The sequence below is a fragment of the Wolbachia endosymbiont of Folsomia candida genome (assembly GCF_001931755.2).
Lineage (GTDB): Bacteria > Pseudomonadota > Alphaproteobacteria > Rickettsiales > Anaplasmataceae > Wolbachia.
On record NZ_CP015510.2, the window covers coordinates 1,060,833 to 1,085,756 of the forward strand.

A 24,924-nucleotide genomic window follows, 5' to 3' on the forward strand; every position below is an offset into this window, starting at 1 on the left:
TTTCCCTTTCTGAACTATCTATTAATGCCACTATGAAGAACAGCAGAATCAACAACAGCAGCAGCCGTAGAAACCATATCAAAAGCCGTACTAACAGCAGCAGCAGCAGCACCAACTATACCAGCAGCCTTAACAACAGACATACCAACAACACCAACACCAACAGCTTACTTTTACCCATAACTTTGAGAAGTTATTATGTGAAGCATAACCATGCTCTCTCTAAGATTTTCATAGCCTCGCCATAGAGTCATACTTCCTGGTAAATTATCACCTTTTCTATTCATAAACCCACCTAATTTTCCTAACCAAATAATAGCTTGTTTTATGTTTGGAGGTTCTTCGGGCAATGTGGCCACTTGATGCTCACGTATGTAAAGAGCTTTCCACTCTTCATTGCTTAGAACCTTAGTGCAAGCCTCCATAGGATGCGATAAAGCCACTTTTGTTAAATATAAAATTTTAAATGTAATAATGCTCTTTATAGCAATTAATTTCTGTAGCCTTTCCTTTGTAGTTAAACGAGAGCTTTCTATTTTACATCCTGATTTTAAAATTCTAAAGTATTCTTCAATTTTCCATCGTAGCTTATACCAATTTATCCTTTCTATGGCATCTAAAGTGCTATTAACTGGTACATTAGTTAACAAAGTCCAATCGATAGCTTCAACTCCTTTAGGAGGATCCATTTCCTTTGCGCTTACCACATATACAGCGACTTTATCACTTATTTTATGTGCTGTATCTTTTGACCCATAAATGTAAGGCGCTCTGATAGGTATATAGCCTTTCATATATTTTACTTCAATATTTGCTTTTCTTGACTTCTGGTGCCCGTTTTTAGCAACTTCCAAGACGATTTTCTCTTTTACCGGAAGTTGAGCTATGCGTGTTTGCAAATCTGTTTTTCCCTCTTCAGTACAGATAAATTTTCTATTAGCTCGGTTACGGATTACATAAAAACTACCCAATGATTCAGCTATCCATAAAAATTTGAAGATATCTGCTTCCCTATCACCAAGAGTGACAAGTTGTACATCTTTGGAAACGTTATTTATGGTTTCTTTTAGTGCTGCTATCCACTTATAACTTTCTTTCTCCTCTATAGAAGTACGGTATTTCCTATTTGCTTTTTCTTTTGCTGTTTCTTCTTTTCTAGCGGGACGCGCCCAGCACTGTTGAGAAGATAAACCTAAAGGTAATCCTTCTTTACTGACCATTAAGGCACTATGCAGCAGCAAACCCTTTTTATGCTTTGTATAAGCTTTAGAAATACTGCCTAGCCCTTTGGTATTTATATGAGAGTCAAAATCCAAATAACTAGTATCTTGGATTGAAAATATAAGCTTATTTCCTTTTATCCTTTCCGCTGTTTCTTTATGATGAGAAGAATAAATTTTCTCGGCCTCAAGCTTTTCATTACTAAACAACCTGTACGCGCCCTTAGCTTCTTTCCATCCACCACAACTTTGATTAATTGATCCAGATGCCTTACGCTCTATAAGATAACTTGTTGTAATAAGCCTCTTATTAAGCCTTATATCTCCCAGATTAACATGTCTCAACTCTCTTTCTAGCCATTTGTCCCCTAAGCTATCAGTATATTGCGTATTTGTATTTACTCCGTACATTTTTAAACCCTTTATCAAATATATGAATTTGCTATTTTACTAGCTTTTTTATATTTGTGGGTAAAAGTAAGTCTGTAATCCTGTTGAAAAGCCCGGTAAGTAAATCCTCCATTTTTGCATGGTTTTCTAGCACTGTGAAGCTGAGATTACATACTCAAATGATATATCTTGTTCTATTTCCTCATTACTATTTATTAAAATCCTTACTTTAAAATCTAGCCTCACTAAAAAAATTAAAAGTCTTGCCAAGGAAAAGTTTGCAGGTTTTAAATTTTTGATGCGAGAAATGTCAGCAAGAGGTGTCTCTAGTATATATGCGGCTTTTTTACTACTCCATTTATTATCATCTATTGCTTTATTTATCATTTGTATCAATATTTCTTTCATCTTATTATTATGTCAGAATTAATATTAAATTAGCAGAAATTTTATATAAATCTATAATAAATTATTAGAAAAATACTATAAATGGAGTATCCTATAATATGTGGAAAAAAAAGTTAAAGAGAATAATAAGAACATTAAAAGGCATTTCTATAGGTAAATTTAGTGATACACTATTTTTTGAGTGTGAATTGTATAAAGCTATTTCAAGTAATGTATGCGATTTAGGTAGAATAAGGTCATTATTAGAAAACGGAGCTGACCCAGATGAACGTAGTAGCAATGGAAATACATCTTTACACAAAGCAGTCTTATTGGAAAACATAGCTGCTATAAAATTATTACTGGCCTACAATGCAAACCTTTTCATAAAGAACAAAAAAGGTAAAACTCCGTATGATTTGTCTCAAGAAAAAACTTTGGTGAAAGATCTATTTGCAAATGACAAAAAAATTCACCGAAAAGTTGAAGTACAAGCATTAAGTCATAAATATGAACGTAGAAAAGCTAAATCCTGTAAAACTTATAGTTAATTTTATTGAAATATTAAAGATGTCATTTTGCTCTTCACTGCTTTTGAATTAGCTCCATATTTTAGGAATAATTGCTTTTATCCAAATTTCCTTTCCTTTTTACCATAATTTCTACCTCACAATTTAACCTAGATAAAAGCAGAAAAATTCTCTCCAAACTAAATTCCTTAACTTTCAAATTTTTGATCAAAGATATTTTTGGCTGGTCAAGTTTAAGCACATTTGCAGCTTTTGCCTGCGTCCAGTTATTAGCCTTTATAATACCTTTTATAACGCTCAATAATTCTGCTCTTGCTTTATTTTTATCACTCCATTTTGTTACAAACATAATTCCCTCACTTTAATTTAGCCCCGTAATGTAGAAGTAATTGCACAATTTCTTTGTTACTTTTTGCCTTAGCAATCTCTAATGGAGTTAGAACACCGACTTTTAAATGAACATCTGCCCCTTTTTGCAATAAAAGCTCCGTGATTTTTATATTTTTTTCCATTATTGCAGCATGAAGAGGAGTACAGCCATACATGTCAGTTGCATTTACATCTACACGATTTCGCAACAGGATTTCTACAGCTTGTTCATCATTAGAAAGAACTGCTACGTGTAGAGGTGTATTGCAACTCTTATCAATAATACGAGCATCTCCTCCACACCTAATGAGCATTTTTAAAATTTCATCATGGCAACCTTTAATAGCTAGGTGCAATGGAGTACTACCATTAACATCTTCGAGATTAGGATTTGCTTTATTTTTTAAAAGAATTTGAACGATCTCTTCAAGGCCATGTTTTATAGAACAATGGAGTGGAGTACTATTATTAATGTTCTGAACGTTAAGATTCGCACCACTATTAATAAGAATTTTCAAGATTTCTTTATGACCATTTTTAGCAGCAAGGTGAACAGCTGAATTAAGCTTAATACTTTGCGCATTTACGTCTGTGAAATTTTCAATAAAAAACTGAAGCATTTCCTTATAACCACGTCTAGCAGCAAAACGTAGACATATTGAACCAAGCGCACTAGTGGTGAATAAATAAAGAAAAGGCTTGAATCTTTTATACCTATTAATTTTGTTATTCACTAACATTAAAGATTTGCCAGTATTCATATAACCCTCTAGTAAATGTGGCACTGTTAGAGTTTATAGCGATAAATGCTTCTGGATTATTAACTCTATATGCAACTTTTGCGAGTATTGTATAATAGCCTTCTCTTTACGCAAGAACTTTAATATCCAGCTATTAAGATTAAAATAAGAATAGATAATTATTTAGCATATAATGATTTATTTATTAGAAAATGTGTGACAAAAATTGTCTATTGCTTTCTGATTATATTCAATCGCCATCTGTGCTTCTTGCTTTAGGTATTTGATGTTTTTATAAGTAACATTATCCATTTCAGGTGATGCAATTGTAAGGTGTGATTGAATTCTCATATATTTATTATCAATAACTTGATCCATCTGATAATTGACAACATCAAGGCTAGAAGAAAACATCACATTTAATAGCGGTTTTACCCAAGTTATTTTGCCAAATCTTTTCGAATTGCTGTATTTTATGCTATTACTTGATCTGCCCGTTCCAATTGAAAGCAGTACTATATCATCGTCAGGGAATAATTTCCTACTGTTTGCATATGCGCATGCGGCTGGATTATTAGCAAATACGCCTCCATCCACCAAAACCCTTTCAACGTCATTGATTTTTAGATATTTAGGTGCAAAATATGTTGGTGCTGCAGTTGTTGCTCTTAATGCGTCCTTTAATTTAATGAATTTTCTATCCTCTTTCCAATTCTTAAAAAAGAAAGGATAGTTGTTATGAATATCGTAACTAGTAAGTAGTAAATTATTTGAGACGTCTGCAAGAGTGGCATCACCGAAATACTTGTGTAATACGTTCTCTATATTTTTGTATGGATACTGAGCCCCGTTTAGCCATGAAAATATTGATCTTCTAAAAAATGAGGATTTAAAGATATATGGACCATGCTCTTGATAAAAATTAACTAAATCATTCGCTGAGTACTGTGGTTTTCCCTCATCATTCTTTTTACAGAGTCCTGCAACAACTATTCCACCGGTAGAAGTGCCTGCCATTAAATCAAAGATTTGTGAAATTGGTTTTCTTGTCCTTTGCTCTATTTCGGCTAGAATGATTGATGGTATAATGCCTCTAATTCCGCCACCGTCAACCGATAGGATATATTTTGTCATTGCTAAGATACTTATTAATTTTATTTACGTGTTTTTCTTTATCTGGCTGCTTCTGTACAAAAGTTAGAGTTTGTTTTACTCCTCAGGAAAATTGTGCTGCTAAGATAATCGATGAAATTGATCACTCTCAAAAATCTATATATGTTCAAGCATATACATTTACTTCTAAGCCAATCGCAAAGTCTTTAATTAGGGCAAAAGAACGTGGTATTGACATTAAAGTGATAATTGACGAAACACAGGTTAACTCAGAATATAGTGTGATTAATAAGCTATTTGAGGAGAAAATACCGATTTGGATTGACTACAAACCAGCTATAGCTCACAACAAAGTGATGATAATTGACAACAAAAAAGTAATAACTGGTTCCTTCAACTTCACTTATTCCGCGAGTTTTAGAAATACTGAGAACTTGCTGATTATCGAAAATAGTGATCCGTTAATTGGAAAATACGTAAAAAATTGGTATGATCGCCAATCGCAATCTAATCCTTATAAACCTGTGGAAGAATGATTACTTTAACCTACTACTCAAAATTTGCGTTTTAAACTCATCTAACTCTTCCGATAGGTTTTTTACACGTTCTTCTAGCACAAGTACTTTCTCCATTAACCCATGTTCAATGAGCCTATCGTGAAGCTGTACCCGTGAATCAAGCTTGGACAACCACCATATGACTGCTACGGTTTGTATTATCATCGTAACAATTACTGTAAGTGGGATTTTTTGGTCTTGCATAGATGTAAATTTATTATGAATAATTGCTGATAACAGCTTACTTCTCTGACTTGTACTGGTCCTCTGCTTTAGCAAGTAGCTTTATTATTTCTCTATATGGTTTCTGTTTATCATGTCTTGATTCTATTACAGCTACATCTCTAGGGTTTTTTCCATCTCTATCTCTAATTCTAGGATCTGCACCTTTGTCTAACAAAAACCTAATTATCTCTAGGTCACCTTTATATGAAGCTGCATGTAATGCTGTCCATCTTTCATATTTTGCAGTATTGATGTCAGACCCTTCTTTTACCAAAAATTTAACAACCTCTAAGCACCCTGCTCCAGATGCATAATGTAGTGCTGTTAATTCTGGAATTTGTGCATTAATATCCAGGAGATGTTTTACTGAAAATTCCACAACTGCTAAGTTACAGTTCTTAGCTGCTACTTGTAGTACTTTCTGATAATTATCAATTGCTTTAGATTTTTGATAATAATACGTAATGATAACACATACTACTACTGTTATAAACCACAAAAAATGTAGCTTATCTCTCGCATCCTGATCTAACTTATTCATGTTTTACATTTTTCTCGATATTAAATAAGTAATTTGCTTAATTTTCTCCTAATATCACTTGCTTATTGAAGCAGACAACGTGGTACGATAACCAGAACTATCTAATATATGTTCTGCTCTATCAATTACCCATTCACCATCTATGTCTTGATGGAATCCTAACAAGTTGAGTTTTGCTTCTGCAAAAATTTGAGGATTACCAGGCATAGTAATTTCTAGTGTTGCATTATTTCGCTTCAGTTGTTTTAGCTTTACTATAGCTGCACTTAGTGCTGATTCTGCATTCGAGTAAGGCGTCTGTATAGTATAACTTGGGCTACCAGAACCTGCTATTTCTGATATGGTTTCAGCTTTGTCATAGCTATGCCATTTTGCAATCACTGAGTTGTATCTGCTAACGGTAAAGTGTACTTTCCAATTTGTTACGTTTTGAGGTATAATTGTTGTTGTCCCTAGCACTTTTCCCGTTGCTGACTTTGCTTTACCTTTTGGAATAAATACTATATATCCGCCGGCTAGCTTTGCCATTGCTTCACGTTCCATTGCTATTTTTGTTAGCAAGCTAATATCACTTTCTTCAATTTGATTAATATGTGAAATCAGCACATTTTCAAATTCTTCTGCAACTTTATACCCATATCCATGTTTTTCTGCTATTTCTTTAACTAAGTTGCCCAGAGTTATTTGATCCCATGACTTAGATACTGTCTCTTTTAGCGATAATTTTAAATTTGTTGCATGGGCTTTGATTAGAAGAGTTTTAGGTGGGCTCTGTATTGTAACCTCATTAACCGTATATATGCCCATTGGTACTACTCCAGTTTCTCTGTAACCCAAAGCAATATTTAGCTCATCTGGAATATCTATATTTTCATCTTTATAATCAACGTATACCTCAACTACATCATCTATAGTTCCAGATTCGTCGGTAAGGCGCAATGATATTAGGTTGTTCTTTATTAGCTTGCTTCCTTCAATATCAAAGTCTGGTTTCATTTACTTCCAAATCTTTAAGGTGGATCTTTTTAACGGCTCTTGGATTACAGGCAGTTTAATTTTCAATCCTGCTGGTAGGAAGCTACCATATTCGGCAAGCCCTGTATTGGTTTCAAGTACCAATTCTACTATTCCTTCCTCAGTAGAACCATAATGTTTCCAGCAAATATAATCTAACATTTCATTTTCCTTTGTTGTGTAGTATGTTGTCATGAATACCTCTTCAAACTTAAGCTAAATTCAACTTTTTTCGGTAGTCCATTGGGAGAAAAATACATCTGCTTTTCTTCTAATCGTGTAATCACAAATTGTCCCAAAACATTGCCCAAGCTATCCACCAAAGTATGTTGCACCTGATCTTTTTCCGCTTCTTTCATATTCTTTAATTGGTTTAGCCCGTTAAAATTGTGAAGGTAAATAGTTCCCTCTAAATCTATGTTTTCCACCCCTTGTCCAATATTTTGAAGCGATGGAATTTTTCCAATACACTCAACTATACCCCAACGCTTTTCCTTGCTATATCTCAAACTTATCGGGGAAAACTTATATGGCCCAAAGGATAACATTAGTAAATGGAATCCATAGTATCAAACAGAACGTCTCGCGATTTTTCTCTTATTCTTTTTATTACTTCATCTGCAAGGCTACGAACATCTTGATTTGGTGCTGCTTGTATGCTTATGTTAATATGTTGAGTTTGATTAAAAGTTTTATTCTCACACTTATTTTTTGCAAAATCTTTGAATGCTTTATCATCATTGCTTTCTACAGATCTTTTCTCTTCGATAACACTTTTGATTTTAGAATTTTCAATATTATTCTTACTATTCTCAGAAATTTCCTTAAGAATGCTATTATTTAATAAATGGTTCCCTCCATTAAAAACACTATTTTTAGAAAGCACACTACCAACTTGTCCATCGGTTAATGAAACAACACTTTCCCTTTTCTCAAATTCTTTCAGTGGACTATCATCAAAGATTTTTCCATATATACCACCACCAATCCATGCAAAAAATTCTCCAATGGGTTTGATGATTGATTTAACATATTCCCAAAAGCTAGCGAAGAAATCTTTTACTGTTTGCCAATTGGTAACAACAAGAAGTGCACCGGCTGAAAGTAAAGCGATAACAGCTCCTATGGAATTACTGATCATTGCTGCTGTTAATACTCTGAAGCCCGTAACTACCGCAGGAATCACATATGATGATAATGCCACTAGTGCTGATCCAAGTGGTCCATGCAAAATAACTGATAAAGTTGCAGCTCCGCCCTTAACAAGAGCAATTGCATAACCAAAACTCACCATCGCAATCTTGCCAAGAATAAGAAGTGAAATTATGCTCATAATTCCAGTAGTCAAAATGGGGCACTTCTCTGCAAACCAAGCTATACCTGTGGATACAGACCTCAAAACTCCACTTATCCGATTTAAAGTAGGTAGCATGACTGAGCCCAAGTTCATTCCTAATTCTGCTATTGTATTCTTAAGTAATCGTAAATTATTTGCTGTAGTTTCTGCACGATTTTTGAATTCTTTTTCCATGGATTTGTTATACTTTTCTCCATCAGCTAAATGAGCTATTGCTTCTTTGTACTTTGTTAAGCTTCCGACCAGTAGTGCGATATCATCTTGATATTCCTGACCAAAGAGTTTCATAAGGATTTGAGAACGCTCTTGGTTATCTACTTTTTCTAGAGTTTCAAAAAAGTAAAGCAGTGCTTCTTGGCCATTTTGACCTATTCTTTGTGCCATTTCTTCTGCAGTTATTCCAATGTCTTCTAATGCTGCCTTAAACTCTTTTCCTTGTCCTTCTGCAGTTTGAAGTTTTGAAAGTAGAGCATTAATTGCAGTTGCTGCTTTTGCTGGTTGTTTACCTAGACTAATGAAAGCATTTACTAAACTACTTGTTTGTTTAATATCTAAGCCAAATTGTTTTGCAGTACCACCAACTATTGCTAATGCTTGAACCATATCTTTTGCCTTAGCAGCGGTGTTATCGGAGAGGTAGTTTATAATATTACCTACATTCTCCATGCCTTCTACTTCAATTCCATAAACATTAGAAAGTTTGGCTATAGACTCACCTGCCTGCTCAGCAGACATATCAAATGCTGTTGCCATTTTAGACACTACTTCTGTAAACGAGAGGAGTTTCTCTTTATCAATACCTAGCTGACCACCGCTTGCAGCAATTTTAGCTAACTCTCCTGCTGATAGCGGTATAGTACGTGACATCTCTTTTAACTTCTGAGCAAATTCATCAGCTTCCTTTGTTTCCTTGTTAAAATTTACCACTTTTTTCACATCAGCCATAGCACTCTCAAAGTCAATAGCAACTTTAATTGGAGCTGCAAGTGTCAGTCCAAGGCCTATAGTCTCCATTACTTGTGATTTATAATGTGCTTTTTTGGCTAGCATGCTTTGCTGTTTTTGTATTACAGATCCAAGTTTACCGTACTTACCTTTTAACGCTTCAATAGATGAGCCAAGTCTATGTTGATCACTGACTAAAGATTTTATATTTCTTCCACTTTTCCTCACTTCTTCATTGAATGAATGCAAAGCATCTCTCTTCTTCAAGTATGCATCTTTTGCCTTTGTTGCTGAAGTTTTAGCCTTATCAAATTCTGCTTTTAAAGTCTTGCTTGGCTTTTCTACTGCTTTCATCTGTTTAGCTAGGGACTTTACCTGATCTTCAAAGCTTTTCCAGGATTTCTTGCTAGCCAAAACATCAGAACCCAATTGTTTGAACTTAGATACTGATTTTAAGGATGAATCAAGCCTTCTGATGTTTTCACCAAGACTAGAGAGCTGACCACTACTTCCCTTTATTACAGCATTAAAACTGCCATCTAATACGGCTCCAATTTTTATAGATAACGTTGACATTTTATTTCCCTCGCTGCTTTACACCATAAGATAAATTCACTAATTTCCATATCAAGTAAAGACTCAACCCCACCGCCTACAATAGAGCTGAGCATAACTACTTCTAACCTTATGTCTTTTGGATAACCGGTGAAAAAAAATCCTTTAACACTTCCTGTACTTTAGCATAATCGGCAATATCAAGTTCTTCGACTGCTTCTTTCGTGACAGATGTTAAATTTGCAGTTAATGCTACTTCCTTACTCAGATCACTACCACTTAAACGTTCCATTGCCAGATAGTCTCTAACTTTTGGACGCCTAATAGTGAGTTCTGAAACAGAAACTCCATCAACTGTTATTGGGTTGTTAAGCGTTATTGTTTGCATAAGTTTTTTCTCCTTAAAAAAATAAAATTTCAAATAAGTTTTAGATTCCGAGTACAGTTTGTAATAAAGCCATCTGATCAACACCGTTTATCTTTCGAATCATATTTTCAGCATCAATCTCTATAAGTTCTTTATCACCAATGGTAAGTTTATAATAATGAGCAGCTAAGGAACATTTTAGGGTTGCTTTTTCTGCAGGGTTCCAACTGCCAAATTTTCTCTGAGTAGTTGAAATTTACAATTCTACATCAATTCTAATGTTCTCAATTTTTTCAAATCCTGTTTTTATAGTTTCTCTTATTTCCTCAATTTTACTGTATTTTGCAGCAATTTCTTTTTGTTTATGCAAATCAAATTTTCCAGTTTTAGTTGTTGGAAGTTTAATTACTAAATTTTTTGTTCTCTCAATTGTTGGTTTATATTCCCAGTTAAAATTGTTTTTGTTTAAAATTTCTTGCAATTTGAAAGAAAGGTACAAGCAATCAATATTTTCATCTCTTGGAATGTATATTCTAGCGTCAGAATTTATACTAAATTTATGCTTTTCTCTATAAAAAACCGTTCCAGCATACACACCATTTGTTGTAATTTGGATACACTCGTTATCGTGGTCAAAAGTATTTATATAGCCAAAAATACCATTCTGCTTCGTATTCGCTGAATAAACTGGATAAGTGCCTTTGTTCTCTTCTAAATAGCTTTTTTGTAATTTCGCATTACCTGCACTTAGAGTACAAATCTCACTTAATTTAAATTTTTTATAAATTACATTTGGTTCCGATTTTATTTCGTCTATTTCCGATAAAATAGAGGATATTTTGTCTAGAAGATTTTGCACGCTACTTTTAAAGTCTTGAAGAGAATTGCCATTATCATTTGTTAACAAACCCAATTCTAATCGCTCATTTTCGTTCCATAATTTTTCAATTGACCAATCAATTTCAGCTTTAAAAACTTCTATGGGCTGTATTTTACATCTTTTATCATGATTTATTTTTGCAAAATACTTTTTACTACCTTTAAAAGCATTATATAAACTTACTGCTTCTTTTAAGTCATCTTCTTCAATATCAAATCTATAAACATCACGGCTTTCACCAATTTCGCTTACTAAATAAGTGAATACTGGGTCTGTTTGCTCTTCAGATATATCATATTTCTTTGTTATTGCTAAAATATACGTTTTCTTTGGGGTTGTAAAAAATGTCTTAATCGGTAGTGAAATTATTGCGTTAATATAGCAAGTATCTAATATATATTGTCTTAAATTTTTATCATTCCACCTGTTAAATATTCCATCTGGTACAACTATGAAACCTTTTCCTCCCTTTTTCAGCGCTTTTATAATCCATTCCATAAACAAACCTTCAACGCCCATTGCGTTAACCTTATAATGGGTTTTTAGGTTTGTTTTGGCGATTTCTTCTTTTAAATTGCTGCTACCACTTGTAACATAAGGAGGGTTTGTCAAAATTAAATCATATTTTTCTTCACAGGCCTCAGATAGCGTGCCAAGTATTGAATCTGTTTTTAAAATAAAACTCTCATTAAATATTTTTGCAAATTCTTTTGTCAGCCCCACATTATCTTTTATAAGCTCACAAAAATAAATAAGCATATTGGCTTTCGCTAAAATAATGGTTTTTTGCTCATCTTTATCAAATCCTTTATCAAACCCTACTATTTTAATTTTTTGGTTTATTACACCATTTTCAATTGTAAATAACTTATCAAGTTTATCCTTTATGAATTCCAACGGAAATTTTCCTACTCCACAAGCTGGATCGCAAACTATCATTTCTTCCTTGAGCTCACTGCTTGCCATTTCGTTTATAGCACGTACAACTTTAATTGGTGTGAAAAACTGCCCCCAATTCTTTTTACTTATACTTTCCTTTAAGAAGCTCTCAAATAATTTGCTTTTAAAATCATGATCTATATGTTCAAGCTTCCCATAATCTCTAAATTTTTCTAAAACTTTTTTAAAAACTGTACCATACCCTTCTACAGCTTTTTGCTCTTTACTAATAAATATAGTTCCATTTATGATAGTTGTTTTATCATCTCCTTCAGGAAATAACTCCTTTATTTTTGGTCTTATGATATTTGCGTAATGTTGCAATACATCGTTTGTTTCATTGTTATTGTATTTTTTAAGTAACTCATCGAAGCCAAAATCTCCCTTCAAAATTGATAAATCGCTTAAATATTTAAATATAAATAGCTCAACAAAAGTATATAAGCAATTTTCTGGTGTCGCTCCACTTACACTCCACACATCTTGCCATATTTGTTTTGCTAGGTCAGTTGGGTTATTTGGGCAAAATGTTTCCATTGCCTATATTCCCAACACCGTCTGTAACAAAGCCATTTGATCAACACCGTTAATTCTGCGAATCATGTTTTCAGCATCAATTTCAATGAGTTCATTGCCACTAATGGTTAATTTATAATAGTGAGCAGCAACTGAACATTTTAATGTAGCTTTCTCGCCAGGTTTCCAGCTACCAAAATCAAATTCTCTGAATATTCCCCTGAGATTTATAATAACTGCTTCAATATCATTACTACCACTTCCTTGCATCCCACCACGGAGCGTTAAAGAAACTGAACTCCCATCTATGAGTCCAAAAAGTCTAAATAGCTCTGAATCATACTCTGCAAAAGTAAAATCAGCTTCAAGCTTTTCCATCCCCATATCTATGCTAATTGGAATATCCATTCCTCCTGCTCTGTATTCTTCTGTTTTTATGGTAAGCTTTGGCAGAGTGATCTCATCAATTTTCCCTGCATAACCACGACCATCAACGAATACATTAAAGTTCTTTAGGATTTTTGGTAACATTTTTGCTCCTTTTTTACACTAATTCATTGTTAATTAAATGAGACCTGAAAGTAATCTGCTCAGCTGGATAAGGTGGTGTAAACTCAAAGTCAAAATACACTTTTCCACTTGCAATATTAGCTGGAGTATTTAGCCCTTGTGATGCGTAACATTTACCACTAATAATTGCTCCTTGAGCTTGTAAATTTGCCAGGTAAGCATTCACTCCCTCTATAACATCATCTATATAGGTTTTGGTAATATTACGATCAACTGCCCAGAGATGTGCCCTGAGAAGACTATCATTAATTAAATCTGCTGTACGTCTAACTGACAAAAAAGCCCATTTATCATCGTTTGAACAAGTTCTATTTCCCCATAAACGATAGCCTTTTTGATGAATAATTGTTGCCACTTCATTTTCATTTAAATAGTTAGCACGGCAATTTGCATCACCTAGAGTAAAATCAACAGGTCTACTCGTGCCAACAATACCGTTAATTTCTTGATTTGAAGGTGACCACCAGAATCCATGCTCGTTATCAATTTTTGCAATTAAGCCAGCAACAAAGGGACTCGCAGGTAAAATTTCCTCTTTTCCACTCGTAAAAATTTTAACCCATGGATCAACCGTATAAACACGAGAACTACCAATACTTTTTCTCCATTTGATTGCCTCTTCATCATTGGTATTTGGTCCATCTGCAACTATTATGCTTCTCAGCTTCTCTGCTATAGGAATTAGAGCGCTAATCACTGGATTTCTAGACTTCTCAGCATCCAACTCTGTTTCAGGCAACTGATGAGTAAAATTAGGTGCGATAAGTATTCTTGGGGCAACATGTATTATACTCTCACTGCTTAAAAAAGCCTCTATGCCTTGGTATTCGCCTGTTTCCGAATCAACTCCACCGATGATATTTTTAACTGTTTCACCTTCTTTTAGCTTTGGGTCACTATTTTCACCTTCCTCAACTCTGATAACTACTACTGTTGCACCAATTTGTGAAAAGATTGAATTCACTGCTTGCAAAAGAGTTCCTTTATTACCTAGTTTTGCTGCTTCTTTTAGGCTTCCTGCAATTAATACTGGTTTGTTTAGTGGAAATTTCTCCGCATTAGCTTCAGGAGCAGTACCGATCACACCAATTACTGATGATTTACTTGTTCTGATTGTTTTTGGGCCAGAGGTTATTTCAATAACATTCACTCCATGGAGAAATTTTCCTGTCATATAAATTGATTAGATAATTTTTATTTCTTGTTAAAAGTGTTCTTGCTGCTTTCTGTGTTTCTGCTGTTTACAAATTGGCTAAAGAATTCTTTATTTGTTGCTCAAAGTTGTCTAAAAAGTTTTTCAGTTCTTCTTGAGTTTTTGCTTCTTTTATTCTTTTTTTAGCTAAATCTTCTAATTCTTCACACTTTGCTATTGCTTTTACTGCTTTTTGTGCTTTACTTTGAACGAGTTTTGCCATTTCAATAACTGTAATATTACGTACTCTTGCCAGCGGCTCAATAATCTGTGTATCTTTTTCGTTTAATTTATCTGGCTCTGAAGCTAAAATGTTCTCTGAGGCTTTGGCTTGGATTTCGTAGGACTTAGCCTTTTGATGAGAATGGCCTGTGTATTTGTAAGTATAGTTATTAAAATAAATATGAAGACCAGAAAGTGCAGAAGATTTCGTATTTTGTAGTAACTCGTCTTGAATATCTTTTTCACTACGCTCAGCAATTTTTCCTCCTTCAATTAGACAATAACTTTTTTGCCAGTCAAAATCCTCTGGAGCTTCTTGCCAATTTCCTTCCCCTGGCTTATTTTCTAGAGTTGTTGTTTCTACTTGCTTGTTGTTTTCAAAACGAATATATACAGGCATGATTTCCCTCATTGTTTAATGCCAAAGTTTGTACGTAGTATCTAATCCTGGACATTGCCAAGCTTTAAGTGTTCTCTCCACGTCAACCACAAGTCCAGTGGTTAAAAAGTTGCTACGGAAGTTATAAATACCCCACTGTATAAATTGACCATAGATCATGTGATATATATAATCTTCCGGAAAAAACTCAGGAGGTTCACCAACTGTCATACCTCCAGAATGTAGATTAGATGATGTATAAAGCAATATTGCTACTGTTTTTCCAGCTGGAATTTCTACATTACCAGATGCTGCAAATTCATTACTTTTACTTGTGTATTTGTAAGTATTTTTCCAAGTAATTCTTGAAATCCTTGACTTATTTGCATTGGTGTTATCAGGCGTTCCAATAAATAATCCTGCTTTTTCATCTTCTCCTGCTGATCCAACAAAGTTTATCGTCTTACTTATGTTTAAATTGGTAATATTTTTTACAAACACTACTCCAAGAGCAGCATAAGGGTGCTTGTGTATCAGAAGATTATTTGTAAAACCACCGTATATGAATACTGGATATGACTCACCGTAGATAAATGTGCCTTTGTTTCCTTCTATGAAACACAACTGTCGTGGTCGATAAAAGCTAACATAACTTGTATCGTATGTATGGCTACCAGCAAGTAGCTGCAACATGTAATCTGTTTTTGTTATATCACTGCTCCACTCACCAAGCTCAGTTGTAAAAGTTCCATGACCAAAGTAATTATTTTTTCTACTTAGCACACCAAATAAAAATGGTAATGACCCAGACTCAATCATATTTCGATTTTTTACTTCTTTCATAATTGAAGAACCATTTGGCACATCATTAACAGTACGAAAATTATCTACTAAACCTTTAAGACCTTCAGTATGATCACTACCAATACTATTTATTGCAGCAATATTGGCATCTTTTCTGGTATCAAGTACCGATATATGTGAGTCAGATGAGGTTTTTAAAGCATTTAAAGAATTAGTCTTTAGTGTATTGATTTCATTTATAGATTCTGTTTTTGTCGCAGTTATCGCTGAGATGGAATTTGTCTTATTAGTATTTATATCATTTAAGTGCGATCTTGCAGCATTCAGAAGCTCACTTAACTTTCCATCAGTCATTTGGACAATATCAGAAACTGCACTCTTATCTACTATTGATTCAAGTGATTTTGCAAGGTATGCAAGCTGATCAGGTGTGCTATTTTCCGCTAAATCCTTTAGTCTTCTCTGCAAAACATCAATTATTTCTTTTACTGTAGTCATTTGCACAATGTTGGAAATTGACTGTTTATCCGTTATTGATTCAAGTGACTTCGTAAGGTATGCTAGTTGGTCAGGTGTGCTATTTGCAGCTAGATCTTTAATCCTTTGGTGTAAAGCATCAATTACTTCTTTAGTAATGCTCATTGATTTCCCCAAAAATTCAAAAAAGTTTCAAAATTAAGCCGTTCAAATGCTTTTTTAAGATGAATATGTTCATTTTCTCTTTGAGTAATATCCTCATCTACTTTTTCAATTGTTTTGCGGATACGAACAACATCTTCAGCAGCAATATTCTCTGGATGAGGCAAAGGGTATCCTCGTTCTGTTTTATCATTTGGCATCTTTTTTACCTTTTTAAAAATTAAGTTACTATTACTCTTAAATTTCTAACTTTAGGGCGATAAACAACTGTTCCACTAAGCACTAATTTTACCCTGGTCTCATTGGCATTAAAGTTTGTCAGTACATGAGTTCTTTCTACTAGAGCTTCGCCTATTGGTTTTCCTGATGTTAAATTAACTAATTGCCACTCTTCTTTCTTTTTCTGTACATAAACTTTAATATCTGCAGTACCAGGAATAATAGCGTCATATGTAATTGTGATTTTAGTGTTGGAACCAGCTGAAATGCTCCTTGTTATGTAGTCTGCGGTTTCTCCAATATTACCAAGAACTATTTGTATTCCTGGATAAAGCACTGGACTTCTTTTTTCTGACCCTTTTAAAGCTGCTTTTACTGTTAATTCTCCAGAGAGTCTTGAGCGTAACGCCAGTGGCAAATTATCAGCTAGGAAATGTTCTTCTCCTTGTGTATCTGTTAAAATAAATTCAGCGTTAGTATCAAAACCTGCTTTTTCGACATTTGCCAGCACAATTAAGTCTGATGTGTGACTAGCTGTAACTCTACCGATGTCAAAAACGTGAAAAAATTCAGTGAATTTTGCAGCAAGAAGCCTAAAAGTTAAATCCAAATTTTGATGAGGAGTCCAAGTACTTGCATTGCTTGATGAAAGTAATACCCCTACTTGATAAGGCTGACTTGTAACCCAACGGCTGTTTACGCTATCATATTTGCCAAGTTCTGCTATTTTGACTGCAGTATCCGAATCATCTGTAAGTAAAACAATCGCATATTCTCTTCCTGCTTCACAAAAGACCGGAGACCAAGTAATACGTGTTGCTGTACCATTTACATTGATGTCGTTTGATTCAATATGACTTTCAGCAATAACAGTTTGGGAAGGCATTCCAATAGCTGTTTCACGAATCTGCACAACAACACGTTTTTTACCTCGACTACTAAACCATAAATCTATACCACCAATATGTCTATTTTCGTTTAACGTGAATGTTTGTGCTAAAGGATCAATACGTTTGCTGGAAAAGACTCTTCTTCGCTCTTCTATGTTAATAGTTTTTTTACCAGTATAAGTTGCTTCGCCATAACTTCCATTATCACCAAAAAATTGCACAAGTTTTGTCCCTGCAGGAATATTTCTTGGTACAGTAAATCTTCCTTTTATTTTCCCATTTTGATCAGCAATCAACATTATTTCCTTTTCTATAAACTTATATTTATTTAAACTGCAGGCTGAATAACAATCCCATCAAATTTTAATTCCTTAAGTTTTTCATTAGCTGCAAAACCTTCAATCTCAAAGTTTTGGGTGGCTTCTCTCATAAATGCAGCATCTTTAGATGTTGTTGATAAAAGCTCAGAAGTTTGTGAATTCATTGTAGTACTGAACTCTCTGGTTACCGGACTTGACCAATTAGTTTTTACTTCTGCACGATGATCAACATTCATATTAATAGTAACTTTAGCTGGAATAGGATCAAAAGCTTGGTAAGGATTAATTTTCATCTCTGTGGTTTGTAAAAGTTGCTCAAGTACTGGCTCAAGTTCATAGGGGAGTAGTTGAGGCTTTTTACTATTTTTATCAACATCAACAACTGTAGCGTTAATTGGTAGGGTAAGCTCTTTATTCACAATTGCTGCAGTTTGAGAAATACCTTGATCACGCATATCATCATCAAAGAATGGGTCAACAAATACTCCTTTTTTGCTAGTTGGATCCCTTGAATTTGCATCATTACGGAGACGTTCTGTAGCAACTAAAGCATAAAGATCATTTATTCCTTTTTTCATGCTTTCTAAATCATTCATCGGGACAGCGTGAATAGCATTATTTATAATTTTTCCCACCTTCCCTTCTTTCCATGTTTGATAAATGTAACAAAGTAGCAATTGTCCAGCTGGAGCTTTAGGCATTGATGGTTGCCATGGGTGAGCTATGCCTTTTATCCTTCTGACTGTGCCTTTTGCATCTATTGTGATCAAATCATAGCGAGGCATTTTCCAATCATAATCAACAAGGACCAAAGTACCATCAACAGCTCCTTTTACCCTACATCCTTGCTGACTTATATCTTCTGGAGTTGCACGAGTACGAGCGCGATATGTTATTTGGTAACTACTTCCAGGCGCAGGTTCTTTTCCAGGTAGCGACCAATCAACAGTTCCAGCATGTAATTTATAGTCTGCAGTATTTTCATAAATAACATTACCTTGCTTAATTTGAATGATTTCGAGCACTGCAGAATCAGGTATAGGATCAACAGCTCCAGAGTATGAACCATGAGTAATAGTGATAGTTTTTTGTACCGTGATATCTACTTTTTTAATTTCTTTAATTGGAAAATCATTAACTTTGAGCTCCATTATTTTTTGACTATTTGGCTGAAAAGTATGAGGTTCTGATTCAACTGATTTTATATCTGGGTCTTCATCAAAATAAGCACGAAGACTGTGTGGTAACTCAATTTCATAACCATCAACATGAGCTTTGCCTTCATTCACCACAAAAACCTGTTTCTTTTGACTTTCTTTTTCTTCAGTGTGTAGAAACATTACTTCCAAGCCTTCTACAACATAAGAACCATTAGCTTCACGATCATAACGAGCTAAGGCAGTCGTAACTAAATTGGCCTGAGGGGGAGCAGAATGCTGAATTAATACTCCATTTTCAACGTTATAAATTGGGTAAAATTCACCGTTTTCAGGATTAATCGTAGTTATTCCTTCTGCCTGATAACCCCAGGTAATTGTGCTCTTAAGTCTTGCAGCTCCCACTTCTTGATAATTTCTGGTACCAACTGCAGGATCTCGAAGTGTGTCATCCTCTAGCTCTGTAATAGTTGATTCAGCGTAGAAAACACCTATACGAACGGTAGTATTAATTGGAATAACAAATTTTTCCCCTTTCACTTCTCTTACTGCACCACGAAGATAGATTTTTCCCGCTTCAAGTGTGGTTTTACCAGTCTCAACGTCTATAATACAATCGCTTCCCGTTATAACATCACCATCTCTAAATATTGCATCTCCTATCCCTTTGAGCTTGGAAAGAGCATAATCTTGCATTTCATTTAATTCTGCAGATTGAAGTCCTCTACCAGCTAAGAACAAACTTCTTTCGTACTTTTTGTCAGGATTGAAGCGGTTATAATAACTATTTAATGTCATTTTACTTAAATAAAGGTTTATATCTTAAAAGATTACATTTAAAACGTAACTACAAACGAGAATGTTTCACGGGTTGCAGCAGTTCTAATTAATGGTACAGTGTGCTCTAATACTAATAAAATTCCTTGCCTCTCTATATCTTGTGGTTCAAAATATCTTTGTCCTTCAGGCAATTCTTCTTTTACCCTTGTACCAACCATAACTCCTAGTTCCCGTATCACTTGATTTGCTGCATCCGTGAAATCGAAGTTAAACTTGAGATAGAGATTATTGGTTGGTACATTTGAGGGTTTAAACCTTCCGGAAGGAGTAATAAGCTCTCCGTTCTCATCACCTGCACAGAAAAGAACCTCATCAACAACACGACGTCCGACTTCCTTTAATAGCTTTGTAGAAGTTATGAGTTCTGGTGGTGTGCTTTTGATGTATTCTATCGTCACTGTACCATTAGCTGGAATAGCACTATTTTCGACACATTTGACAACACCAGTATTGCTATCAACTATATAATCAACGCTTGGCTGATAAGTTGTTTGCCCTTGAAAAACTTTCACATCTTTAACTGGATAGTGATCAAGCTTGATTTCACCCTCAACAAAAACTTTCTCGATTTTATGGTTACTTTCCCAGCTTGCATTACCACTACCCCAAGCAAGATGAATAGGCTGTTCTTTGATACTTGCAGCAATAGCAGCTCTTCCTGATTGTGTTAAGATTGACATTTTTTCTTAGGTTTTTTCTTAGTGCTAGGCGAAGAAAGAAGTTTTTCCCAGTCAACCTCACTATCTGGCACTACTGTATCATTTGCAAGCCGCTCATCAGCAATTTTAGAAAAGTACTTATCTTCCCTCTCTTCCAAAGCCTGGTTGGTAGAAGTCATAGTCCTAATCCTCGCGATTGAGTTTCATTTCTATAACTTCCCCGTACGAACCGTGCATGCAGCTTTCCCGCACACGGCTCTCCAATAATAGTGTTCACAATATTTGCTCCTATGTGTACAAAGAAAAACATATTTTTGGCTTTGGTAATGGATTAACTCGTAGATAGTGTCTAAATTGTTCCCAATTCATACTTTTCCTTTGACTACGTCGGTTTATCCATTTAAACACTAGCTTTTCAATTAGATAGTAGAATCTCTTCAACCACATATGGTTTCCACTAATTCCAAAGTAGTTGAAGTGTCCTCTCAGTTTAGCTTAATGCATACAGCTTTTGCTATTAGTACAGAAGGTTTAGCGCTTGGAATATTAGACCAAAAGATTTATTCTAGACCAATTATTTCTGAAGAAATTAAAAATCTAATAAAAAGAAGCCATCGCATTGCTGTTTGTATTGAAGATAAAGAAAGCATAAAGTGGTTGGAAGCTTTAAAGAAAACAAACAGTATTATAGATTCAACTCAGACTGAAGCTATAACTGTATGTGACAGAGAAGCAGATATTTATGATTTTTTTGAACTTGCACATAGTCTTGACTCAGCAGTTTTAGTAAGAGCCGCCCAAGATAGAGAAATAAATAAAAAATCTAGATATTCTGAAAAGAACAAACAAAAACTATGGAAGCTTATTCAAGGCTTTCCTTGCATGGGGACAATAGATCTTGAAATTCCTGCTAGAGATAACAAGCCAAAGAGGACAGCATGTTTAGAGGTTAGGTTTGGAAAATTTATGATGAATCCACCTAGAAACAACATCAGATATAGAACAGAAAGACTACCTGATCTACAATTGTATGCAGTTTATGTTGTTGAAAAAGACTCTTCCACTGAAACAGATCCGCTAGAGTGGATGCTTTTAACAAATCTTCCAGTCAATACCTTTGATGAAGCTGTTGAAAAAGTTGGCTGGTATTGTCTTCGATGGAAAATAGAGATATTCCATAAAATTTTAAAATCTGGTTTTAAAGTTGAGGAATGTAGACTTGGAACAGCAGAAAGATTAATGCGATATTTAACAGTTATGAGTGTTATTGCTTGGAGAATTTTCTTTATCACAACAATTGCAAGAACTAACCCAACATTACCATGTACTACTTTATTAGCTGAAGAAGAATGGAAGATTTTATATGTTAAAATACACAGAAAACCATGTCCAAATATAGCACCTACCATAAAAGAAGCTGTGTCATGGATTGCCCAATTAGGAGGTTACTTAGCAAGAAAACACGATCCAGAACCAGGACCTTCTGCTCTTTGGAAAGGGTGGAAACGTCTCTTTGATTTAGCAGAAGGATGGAGGCTCGCTCATGTACCACATATTTGTGGGTAATAGTAAGATAATTAGCCAGCCATGCCGACTTTTTGCACAATAGTGCGTAAATCCTAGAAAGTTGAAGCTTTCTGTTTTTCGTTTCTCCCTTATTGCTTGCTGCCATTCCTTCTTACCAAACTTTACTATTTTTGTTTTATTTTCAGATACTTCCAAACCAAATTTACTTAACCGTTGTTTCATTGACTCTAGAAATTCTTTAGCATCTTCCTCGCTTTCGCAGCATACCAGGTAGTCATCTGCGTACCTAACCAGCTCCATATATCCATTGAATCGTGGTTTAAATTTCTTTTTAAACCATAAATCCAATACATAATGTAAGTATATATTCGCTAGTATAGGACTTACTATTCCTCCCTGTGGCGCACCTAGTTCGGTTGCTTCATAATGTCCAGCCTCGACTACTCCTGCCTTCAGAAATCGCTTTACTAACCACAGTAAATTTGGATCAGCTATTCTTTCTCTTAAACATCTCATTAGCCATTTGTGTTGTACACTATCATAAAATTTCTTTATATCTACTTCTACAATGTAGTTTATTGGTTTGTACATAACTGCTTTATCTAGTGCTTTTACCGCTTGATGACAGCTTCTACCAGGGCGAAAACCATATGAGTTGTCCAGAAAATCAGCTTCATAAATATTTTCCAATATCTTCTTTAGCATTATCTGTACCAGCTTGTCCTCTGTTGATGGCACGATAACTTCATAATACACCTCCTTCAATTTGTTTTTGTGATTTCAACCTTGCAATTGCTATTTTAGAAGAGCTCTCAATACGTTTTTTTAACTCCAGTTCTTGTTCTAAACTTATCGATATCCAGAACCTTTCACCAATACGTCGTGCATTAATAAACTTACGTTCAATCCAATAACGTACTACGTAATGACTGACATTGAATTTTTCTGCAACTTGTTTCACTGATAACTCTTCTTCAGATTTTTGATTACATAGTGCTGGGATCTTATGTTTAAATCGAATCCATTTCATACTTTTTATAGTAAAAGGATTACCTTTATTTGTTGTCAGCCCCTCTTGGTTTAACAAACTAATAATTTGTTCATCAGTCATTGTTTTCGATAGCTGTCTTATCCGATCAATTATATCATCTGAATGCCTCCATCTGTCATAGGATTTTTTTGGCAATTGCACCTCTAAGTCCTCTATAGCATTTGTTTGCCAGCGTATATGTAGTACTGCTTTTTGTTCACTACGTAGTTTTTCAACAGTAATATCCTTAACTAGAAGTCGTAAAATACGCTTTCGATCTCTTGCACTTGTTGATTCTGCATTCCATAAGCGTGGTAAGTCCTGAGCTAGTGCCAACACTTTCTCTTTTTGTTGTTTTGTAGCTGTAAGTACATCATTTTTCTTATATTCATCATATTGATTCTGTGCTTCTTCCAATGCTATTAAAGCTTCGTTCCAACGTTTCTCCAATGTTCCAGCTACTAGGCGATTTGATGGGTCTACTTCTTCATAACGTCTCTGTGCCAGTTGTACTTCATAATCTGCTCTTTTTATCTGCATTTGCCATTGTTTATCTAGCATGTGACCTCGTTGCTCCAATTCTTCAAATGCTTTTACGGCAATCTCAATTTGCGCAGGTTCCATGACTTCCAATACTCTTTTTACGATAGCTTCATCCAGAGGATTTCCATAAACAGAAAAACAACTCTTACTATCTTCTCCCCACTTCTTTTTCCAATTACATTCATAAACAGCAAGAACACCACCTTTGCTCTTATACCTTACAGTAAGACGACAGCCGCAGTAACTACAAATTAATAATCCCTGCAATAATCCCAATCCTTCTCGTACTGCTGTAGGTAGCATATTCTCTTCTCCACTGGTTTGATTATTTGCTAAAACCTTTTTATTTGCTACATATTCTTCCCACGTTATATAACCTTCGTGGTGGTTTTTTATCATTGTATGCCAGGCTTCTGTCGGTAGGCGAACTACTGTTGTCTTGACCAATCCAGTACTTGATAATTTTTTCTGATATTTAAAGCGACCATAAACATAAGCTCCAGCATAAGAAGGGTTTTTTAATACTGAACATACCCTAGAATGTGTCAGTGCTCCCCATATTAACTTTCCTTTCCAAATACCACCATATGCTCGTTTTGGAAACTGTATTTTGTTCTTACCAAAATGATGTACTACTCCATAAGCACTGCCCTTTTCTTTAAATACTTTAAACAATAATTGAATCACACTTCTTACTTGCTCATTATCGTCAAATCTAGTATTACCTTCATCATCATAGCAAAATCCTACTGGGAGAGGAAATCGAAGCTCTCCTTTCTTAGCCTTATTTACCTTACCTCCTAAAAGTCTAGCACGGATGAAATGCAACTCTGCGTGTGATATCGTTCCTTTTAGCCCAAGTACCAATTGGTCGTTGAAGTCATTAGGATTGTAACAACCATCTTCATCTATAATCAATGTATCTGTTAAAGCACATAATTCCAGTAATCTATGCCAATCACTGCAAGATCTAGATAATCTCGACGCTTCCAGTACAAACACGGCTCCTACTTTTCCCATTGATACATCAGCAACTAATATTTTAAAATCTTCTCGATTATTAGCTTGAGCTCCTGAAATCCCTAAATCATCATCTAAAACTCTTATGGCATTCTGAGACCATCCCATTTGTTGCGCTTTATCTTTCAGTTTATACTGCCTTTCAGTACTCTCCTGATTGAGCCTTACCTGTCCCATTGTTGATTGCCTTAAATAAACGTATGCTGGTTTTAATATATGGTGGTTCTGAATTTTGTGTGCTGTCATTATTAATATCCTCCGTTTTAAT

27 protein-coding genes and 2 pseudogenes are annotated in these 24,924 nt (G+C 34.7%); 3 read left to right on the forward strand and 26 right to left on the reverse strand.

What is annotated here, in order from left to right; genetic code table 11:
- Positions 1–14: 14 nt before the first annotated feature.
- The 3 genes from ASM33_RS08830 to ASM33_RS04855 all read right to left on the reverse strand — a co-directional run bounded on the left by ASM33_RS08830 (position 15) and on the right by ASM33_RS04855 (position 2,018).
- The gene (locus ASM33_RS08830) at positions 15–143 is read right to left on the reverse strand and encodes a hypothetical protein (RefSeq protein ID WP_257790991.1); all 129 of its coding nucleotides are present in this window, start codon (positions 141–143) and stop codon (positions 15–17) included.
- A gap of 30 nt (positions 144–173) precedes the next feature.
- Positions 174–1,649 (reverse strand): IS4 family transposase, encoded by a 1,476-nt coding sequence (locus ASM33_RS04850; protein WP_157956338.1) that lies wholly within the window; start codon positions 1,647–1,649, stop codon positions 174–176.
- A 108-nt stretch (positions 1,650–1,757) separates the two neighbouring features.
- Entirely contained in the window at positions 1,758–2,018 is a 261-nt protein-coding gene (locus ASM33_RS04855; RefSeq protein WP_110410139.1) for an XRE family transcriptional regulator, read from the reverse strand.
- Positions 2,019–2,116: 98 nt separating this feature from the next.
- Between ASM33_RS04855 and ASM33_RS04860 the strand changes: the two genes are divergently transcribed.
- The gene (locus ASM33_RS04860) at positions 2,117–2,548 is read left to right on the forward strand and encodes an ankyrin repeat domain-containing protein (RefSeq protein ID WP_110410138.1); all 432 of its coding nucleotides are present in this window, start codon (positions 2,117–2,119) and stop codon (positions 2,546–2,548) included.
- A gap of 61 nt (positions 2,549–2,609) precedes the next feature.
- Here ASM33_RS04860 and ASM33_RS04865 read toward each other — a convergent pair whose 3' ends face one another.
- From ASM33_RS04865 to ASM33_RS04875, 3 genes are all read right to left on the reverse strand, one after another.
- Entirely contained in the window at positions 2,610–2,876 is a 267-nt protein-coding gene (locus tag ASM33_RS04865; protein ID WP_110410137.1) for a helix-turn-helix domain-containing protein, read from the reverse strand.
- Between the two features lie 7 nt (positions 2,877–2,883).
- Complete coding sequence (locus ASM33_RS04870; RefSeq protein WP_110410136.1) at positions 2,884–3,657, reverse strand: ankyrin repeat domain-containing protein; 774 nt, start codon at positions 3,655–3,657, stop codon at positions 2,884–2,886.
- Positions 3,658–3,834: 177 nt separating this feature from the next.
- The gene (locus ASM33_RS04875; protein ID WP_110410135.1) at positions 3,835–4,770 is read right to left on the reverse strand and encodes a patatin-like phospholipase family protein; all 936 of its coding nucleotides are present in this window, start codon (positions 4,768–4,770) and stop codon (positions 3,835–3,837) included.
- Here ASM33_RS04875 and ASM33_RS04880 point away from each other — a divergent pair.
- A complete protein-coding gene (locus tag ASM33_RS04880) occupies positions 4,770–5,285 on the forward strand; it encodes a phospholipase D family nuclease (protein ID WP_110410581.1) in 516 nt (171 codons plus the stop codon). The two genes, ASM33_RS04875 and ASM33_RS04880, sit on opposite strands and share 1 nt — an antisense overlap.
- Here ASM33_RS04880 and ASM33_RS04885 read toward each other — a convergent pair whose 3' ends face one another.
- The 18 genes and pseudogenes from ASM33_RS04885 to ASM33_RS08385 all read right to left on the reverse strand — a co-directional run bounded on the left by ASM33_RS04885 (position 5,286) and on the right by ASM33_RS08385 (position 20,715).
- Positions 5,286–5,510, reverse strand: coding sequence for a hypothetical protein (locus ASM33_RS04885; protein ID WP_110410134.1), 225 nt, complete (start codon positions 5,508–5,510; stop codon positions 5,286–5,288). It lies immediately after the preceding gene.
- A 37-nt stretch (positions 5,511–5,547) separates the two neighbouring features.
- Positions 5,548–6,072: an ankyrin repeat domain-containing protein gene (locus ASM33_RS04890; protein WP_110410133.1), complete on the reverse strand. Its 525-nt coding sequence runs from the start codon at positions 6,070–6,072 to the stop codon at positions 5,548–5,550.
- A 54-nt stretch (positions 6,073–6,126) separates the two neighbouring features.
- Positions 6,127–7,068: a phage late control D family protein gene (locus tag ASM33_RS04895; RefSeq protein ID WP_110410132.1), complete on the reverse strand. Its 942-nt coding sequence runs from the start codon at positions 7,066–7,068 to the stop codon at positions 6,127–6,129.
- On the reverse strand, positions 7,069–7,281 hold the full coding sequence (locus tag ASM33_RS04900) for a tail protein X (protein WP_110410131.1): 213 nt from the start codon (positions 7,279–7,281) through the stop codon (positions 7,069–7,071).
- Positions 7,278–7,634 carry a phage tail protein gene (locus ASM33_RS04905; protein WP_110410130.1) on the reverse strand — a complete coding sequence of 119 codons (357 nt, stop codon included), beginning with the start codon at positions 7,632–7,634 and terminating at the stop codon, positions 7,278–7,280. The genes ASM33_RS04900 and ASM33_RS04905 overlap by 4 nt, the downstream gene beginning before the upstream one ends.
- Entirely contained in the window at positions 7,634–9,964 is a 2,331-nt protein-coding gene (locus ASM33_RS04910; protein WP_110410129.1) for a phage tail tape measure protein, read from the reverse strand. Before ASM33_RS04910 ends, ASM33_RS04905 begins: the two co-directional genes overlap by 1 nt.
- A 109-nt stretch (positions 9,965–10,073) precedes the next feature.
- Positions 10,074–10,331, reverse strand: coding sequence for a phage tail assembly protein (locus ASM33_RS04915; RefSeq protein ID WP_110410128.1), 258 nt, complete (start codon positions 10,329–10,331; stop codon positions 10,074–10,076).
- Between the two features lie 40 nt (positions 10,332–10,371).
- A pseudogene (locus ASM33_RS04920) lies at positions 10,372–10,545 on the reverse strand (phage major tail tube protein); the annotation flags it as partial.
- Positions 10,546–10,566: 21 nt separating this feature from the next.
- Positions 10,567–12,666 carry an N-6 DNA methylase gene (locus ASM33_RS04925; protein WP_110410127.1) on the reverse strand — a complete coding sequence of 700 codons (2,100 nt, stop codon included), beginning with the start codon at positions 12,664–12,666 and terminating at the stop codon, positions 10,567–10,569.
- 3 nt (positions 12,667–12,669) lie between these two features.
- On the reverse strand, positions 12,670–13,176 hold the full coding sequence (locus ASM33_RS04930) for a phage major tail tube protein (RefSeq protein ID WP_110410126.1): 507 nt from the start codon (positions 13,174–13,176) through the stop codon (positions 12,670–12,672).
- Positions 13,177–13,189: 13 nt separating this feature from the next.
- The gene (locus ASM33_RS04935) at positions 13,190–14,389 is read right to left on the reverse strand and encodes a phage tail sheath subtilisin-like domain-containing protein (RefSeq protein ID WP_110410125.1); all 1,200 of its coding nucleotides are present in this window, start codon (positions 14,387–14,389) and stop codon (positions 13,190–13,192) included.
- 67 nt (positions 14,390–14,456) lie between these two features.
- Positions 14,457–15,029 (reverse strand): hypothetical protein, encoded by a 573-nt coding sequence (locus ASM33_RS04940; protein ID WP_110410124.1) that lies wholly within the window; start codon positions 15,027–15,029, stop codon positions 14,457–14,459.
- 15 nt (positions 15,030–15,044) lie between these two features.
- Entirely contained in the window at positions 15,045–16,454 is a 1,410-nt protein-coding gene (locus tag ASM33_RS04945) for a hypothetical protein (RefSeq protein WP_110410123.1), read from the reverse strand.
- Positions 16,451–16,651, reverse strand: a complete 201-nt coding sequence (locus ASM33_RS04950) for a hypothetical protein (protein WP_110410122.1) — start codon at positions 16,649–16,651, stop codon at positions 16,451–16,453. The genes ASM33_RS04945 and ASM33_RS04950 overlap by 4 nt, the downstream gene beginning before the upstream one ends.
- Positions 16,652–16,671: 20 nt before the next feature.
- Positions 16,672–17,859: a hypothetical protein gene (locus ASM33_RS04955; RefSeq protein ID WP_110410121.1), complete on the reverse strand. Its 1,188-nt coding sequence runs from the start codon at positions 17,857–17,859 to the stop codon at positions 16,672–16,674.
- A gap of 29 nt (positions 17,860–17,888) precedes the next feature.
- Positions 17,889–19,835 carry a DUF4815 domain-containing protein gene (locus ASM33_RS04960; RefSeq protein ID WP_110410120.1) on the reverse strand — a complete coding sequence of 649 codons (1,947 nt, stop codon included), beginning with the start codon at positions 19,833–19,835 and terminating at the stop codon, positions 17,889–17,891.
- Positions 19,836–19,873: 38 nt separating this feature from the next.
- Positions 19,874–20,557, reverse strand: coding sequence for a hypothetical protein (locus ASM33_RS04965; RefSeq protein ID WP_110410119.1), 684 nt, complete (start codon positions 20,555–20,557; stop codon positions 19,874–19,876).
- Positions 20,545–20,715 carry a hypothetical protein gene (locus ASM33_RS08385; protein WP_157956382.1) on the reverse strand — a complete coding sequence of 57 codons (171 nt, stop codon included), beginning with the start codon at positions 20,713–20,715 and terminating at the stop codon, positions 20,545–20,547. Before ASM33_RS08385 ends, ASM33_RS04965 begins: the two co-directional genes overlap by 13 nt.
- Before the next feature lie 304 nt (positions 20,716–21,019).
- On the opposite strand from ASM33_RS08385, the pseudogene ASM33_RS04975 reads away from it, so the two are divergent.
- Positions 21,020–22,102 (forward strand): annotated as a pseudogene (locus ASM33_RS04975) (IS4 family transposase); the annotation flags it as partial.
- On the opposite strand, the gene ASM33_RS04980 reads toward ASM33_RS04975, so the two are convergent.
- Positions 22,055–22,819: a reverse transcriptase domain-containing protein gene (locus tag ASM33_RS04980; protein WP_237342883.1), complete on the reverse strand. Its 765-nt coding sequence runs from the start codon at positions 22,817–22,819 to the stop codon at positions 22,055–22,057. The pseudogene ASM33_RS04975 and the gene ASM33_RS04980 overlap by 48 nt on opposite strands.
- A complete protein-coding gene (locus tag ASM33_RS04985) occupies positions 22,809–24,902 on the reverse strand; it encodes a recombinase family protein (RefSeq protein WP_110409269.1) in 2,094 nt (697 codons plus the stop codon). Before ASM33_RS04985 ends, ASM33_RS04980 begins: the two co-directional genes overlap by 11 nt.
- Positions 24,903–24,924 lie beyond the last annotated feature (22 nt).

Coding starts and splice junctions, on each gene's coding strand:
- ASM33_RS08830 (WP_257790991.1), bottom strand. CDS start 143: ATGTCTGTTGTTAAGGCTGCTGGTATAGTTGGTGCTGCTGCTGCTGCT.
- ASM33_RS04855 (WP_110410139.1), bottom strand. CDS start 2,018: ATGAAAGAAATATTGATACAAATGATAAATAAAGCAATAGATGATAAT.
- ASM33_RS04860 (WP_110410138.1), top strand. CDS start 2,117: ATGTGGAAAAAAAAGTTAAAGAGAATAATAAGAACATTAAAAGGCATT.
- ASM33_RS04865 (WP_110410137.1), bottom strand. CDS start 2,876: ATGTTTGTAACAAAATGGAGTGATAAAAATAAAGCAAGAGCAGAATTA.
- ASM33_RS04870 (WP_110410136.1), bottom strand. CDS start 3,657: ATGAATACTGGCAAATCTTTAATGTTAGTGAATAACAAAATTAATAGG.
- ASM33_RS04875 (WP_110410135.1), bottom strand. CDS start 4,770: ATGACAAAATATATCCTATCGGTTGACGGTGGCGGAATTAGAGGCATT.
- ASM33_RS04885 (WP_110410134.1), bottom strand. CDS start 5,510: ATGCAAGACCAAAAAATCCCACTTACAGTAATTGTTACGATGATAATA.
- ASM33_RS04890 (WP_110410133.1), bottom strand. CDS start 6,072: ATGAATAAGTTAGATCAGGATGCGAGAGATAAGCTACATTTTTTGTGG.
- ASM33_RS04895 (WP_110410132.1), bottom strand. CDS start 7,068: ATGAAACCAGACTTTGATATTGAAGGAAGCAAGCTAATAAAGAACAAC.
- ASM33_RS04900 (WP_110410131.1), bottom strand. CDS start 7,281: ATGACAACATACTACACAACAAAGGAAAATGAAATGTTAGATTATATT.
- ASM33_RS04905 (WP_110410130.1), bottom strand. CDS start 7,634: ATGTTATCCTTTGGGCCATATAAGTTTTCCCCGATAAGTTTGAGATAT.
- ASM33_RS04910 (WP_110410129.1), bottom strand. CDS start 9,964: ATGTCAACGTTATCTATAAAAATTGGAGCCGTATTAGATGGCAGTTTT.
- ASM33_RS04915 (WP_110410128.1), bottom strand. CDS start 10,331: ATGCAAACAATAACGCTTAACAACCCAATAACAGTTGATGGAGTTTCT.
- ASM33_RS04925 (WP_110410127.1), bottom strand. CDS start 12,666: ATGGAAACATTTTGCCCAAATAACCCAACTGACCTAGCAAAACAAATA.
- ASM33_RS04930 (WP_110410126.1), bottom strand. CDS start 13,176: ATGTTACCAAAAATCCTAAAGAACTTTAATGTATTCGTTGATGGTCGT.
- ASM33_RS04935 (WP_110410125.1), bottom strand. CDS start 14,389: ATGACAGGAAAATTTCTCCATGGAGTGAATGTTATTGAAATAACCTCT.
- ASM33_RS04940 (WP_110410124.1), bottom strand. CDS start 15,029: ATGCCTGTATATATTCGTTTTGAAAACAACAAGCAAGTAGAAACAACA.
- ASM33_RS04945 (WP_110410123.1), bottom strand. CDS start 16,454: ATGAGCATTACTAAAGAAGTAATTGATGCTTTACACCAAAGGATTAAA.
- ASM33_RS04950 (WP_110410122.1), bottom strand. CDS start 16,651: ATGCCAAATGATAAAACAGAACGAGGATACCCTTTGCCTCATCCAGAG.
- ASM33_RS04955 (WP_110410121.1), bottom strand. CDS start 17,859: ATGTTGATTGCTGATCAAAATGGGAAAATAAAAGGAAGATTTACTGTA.
- ASM33_RS04960 (WP_110410120.1), bottom strand. CDS start 19,835: ATGACATTAAATAGTTATTATAACCGCTTCAATCCTGACAAAAAGTAC.
- ASM33_RS04965 (WP_110410119.1), bottom strand. CDS start 20,557: ATGTCAATCTTAACACAATCAGGAAGAGCTGCTATTGCTGCAAGTATC.
- ASM33_RS08385 (WP_157956382.1), bottom strand. CDS start 20,715: ATGACTTCTACCAACCAGGCTTTGGAAGAGAGGGAAGATAAGTACTTT.
- ASM33_RS04985 (WP_110409269.1), bottom strand. CDS start 24,902: ATGACAGCACACAAAATTCAGAACCACCATATATTAAAACCAGCATAC.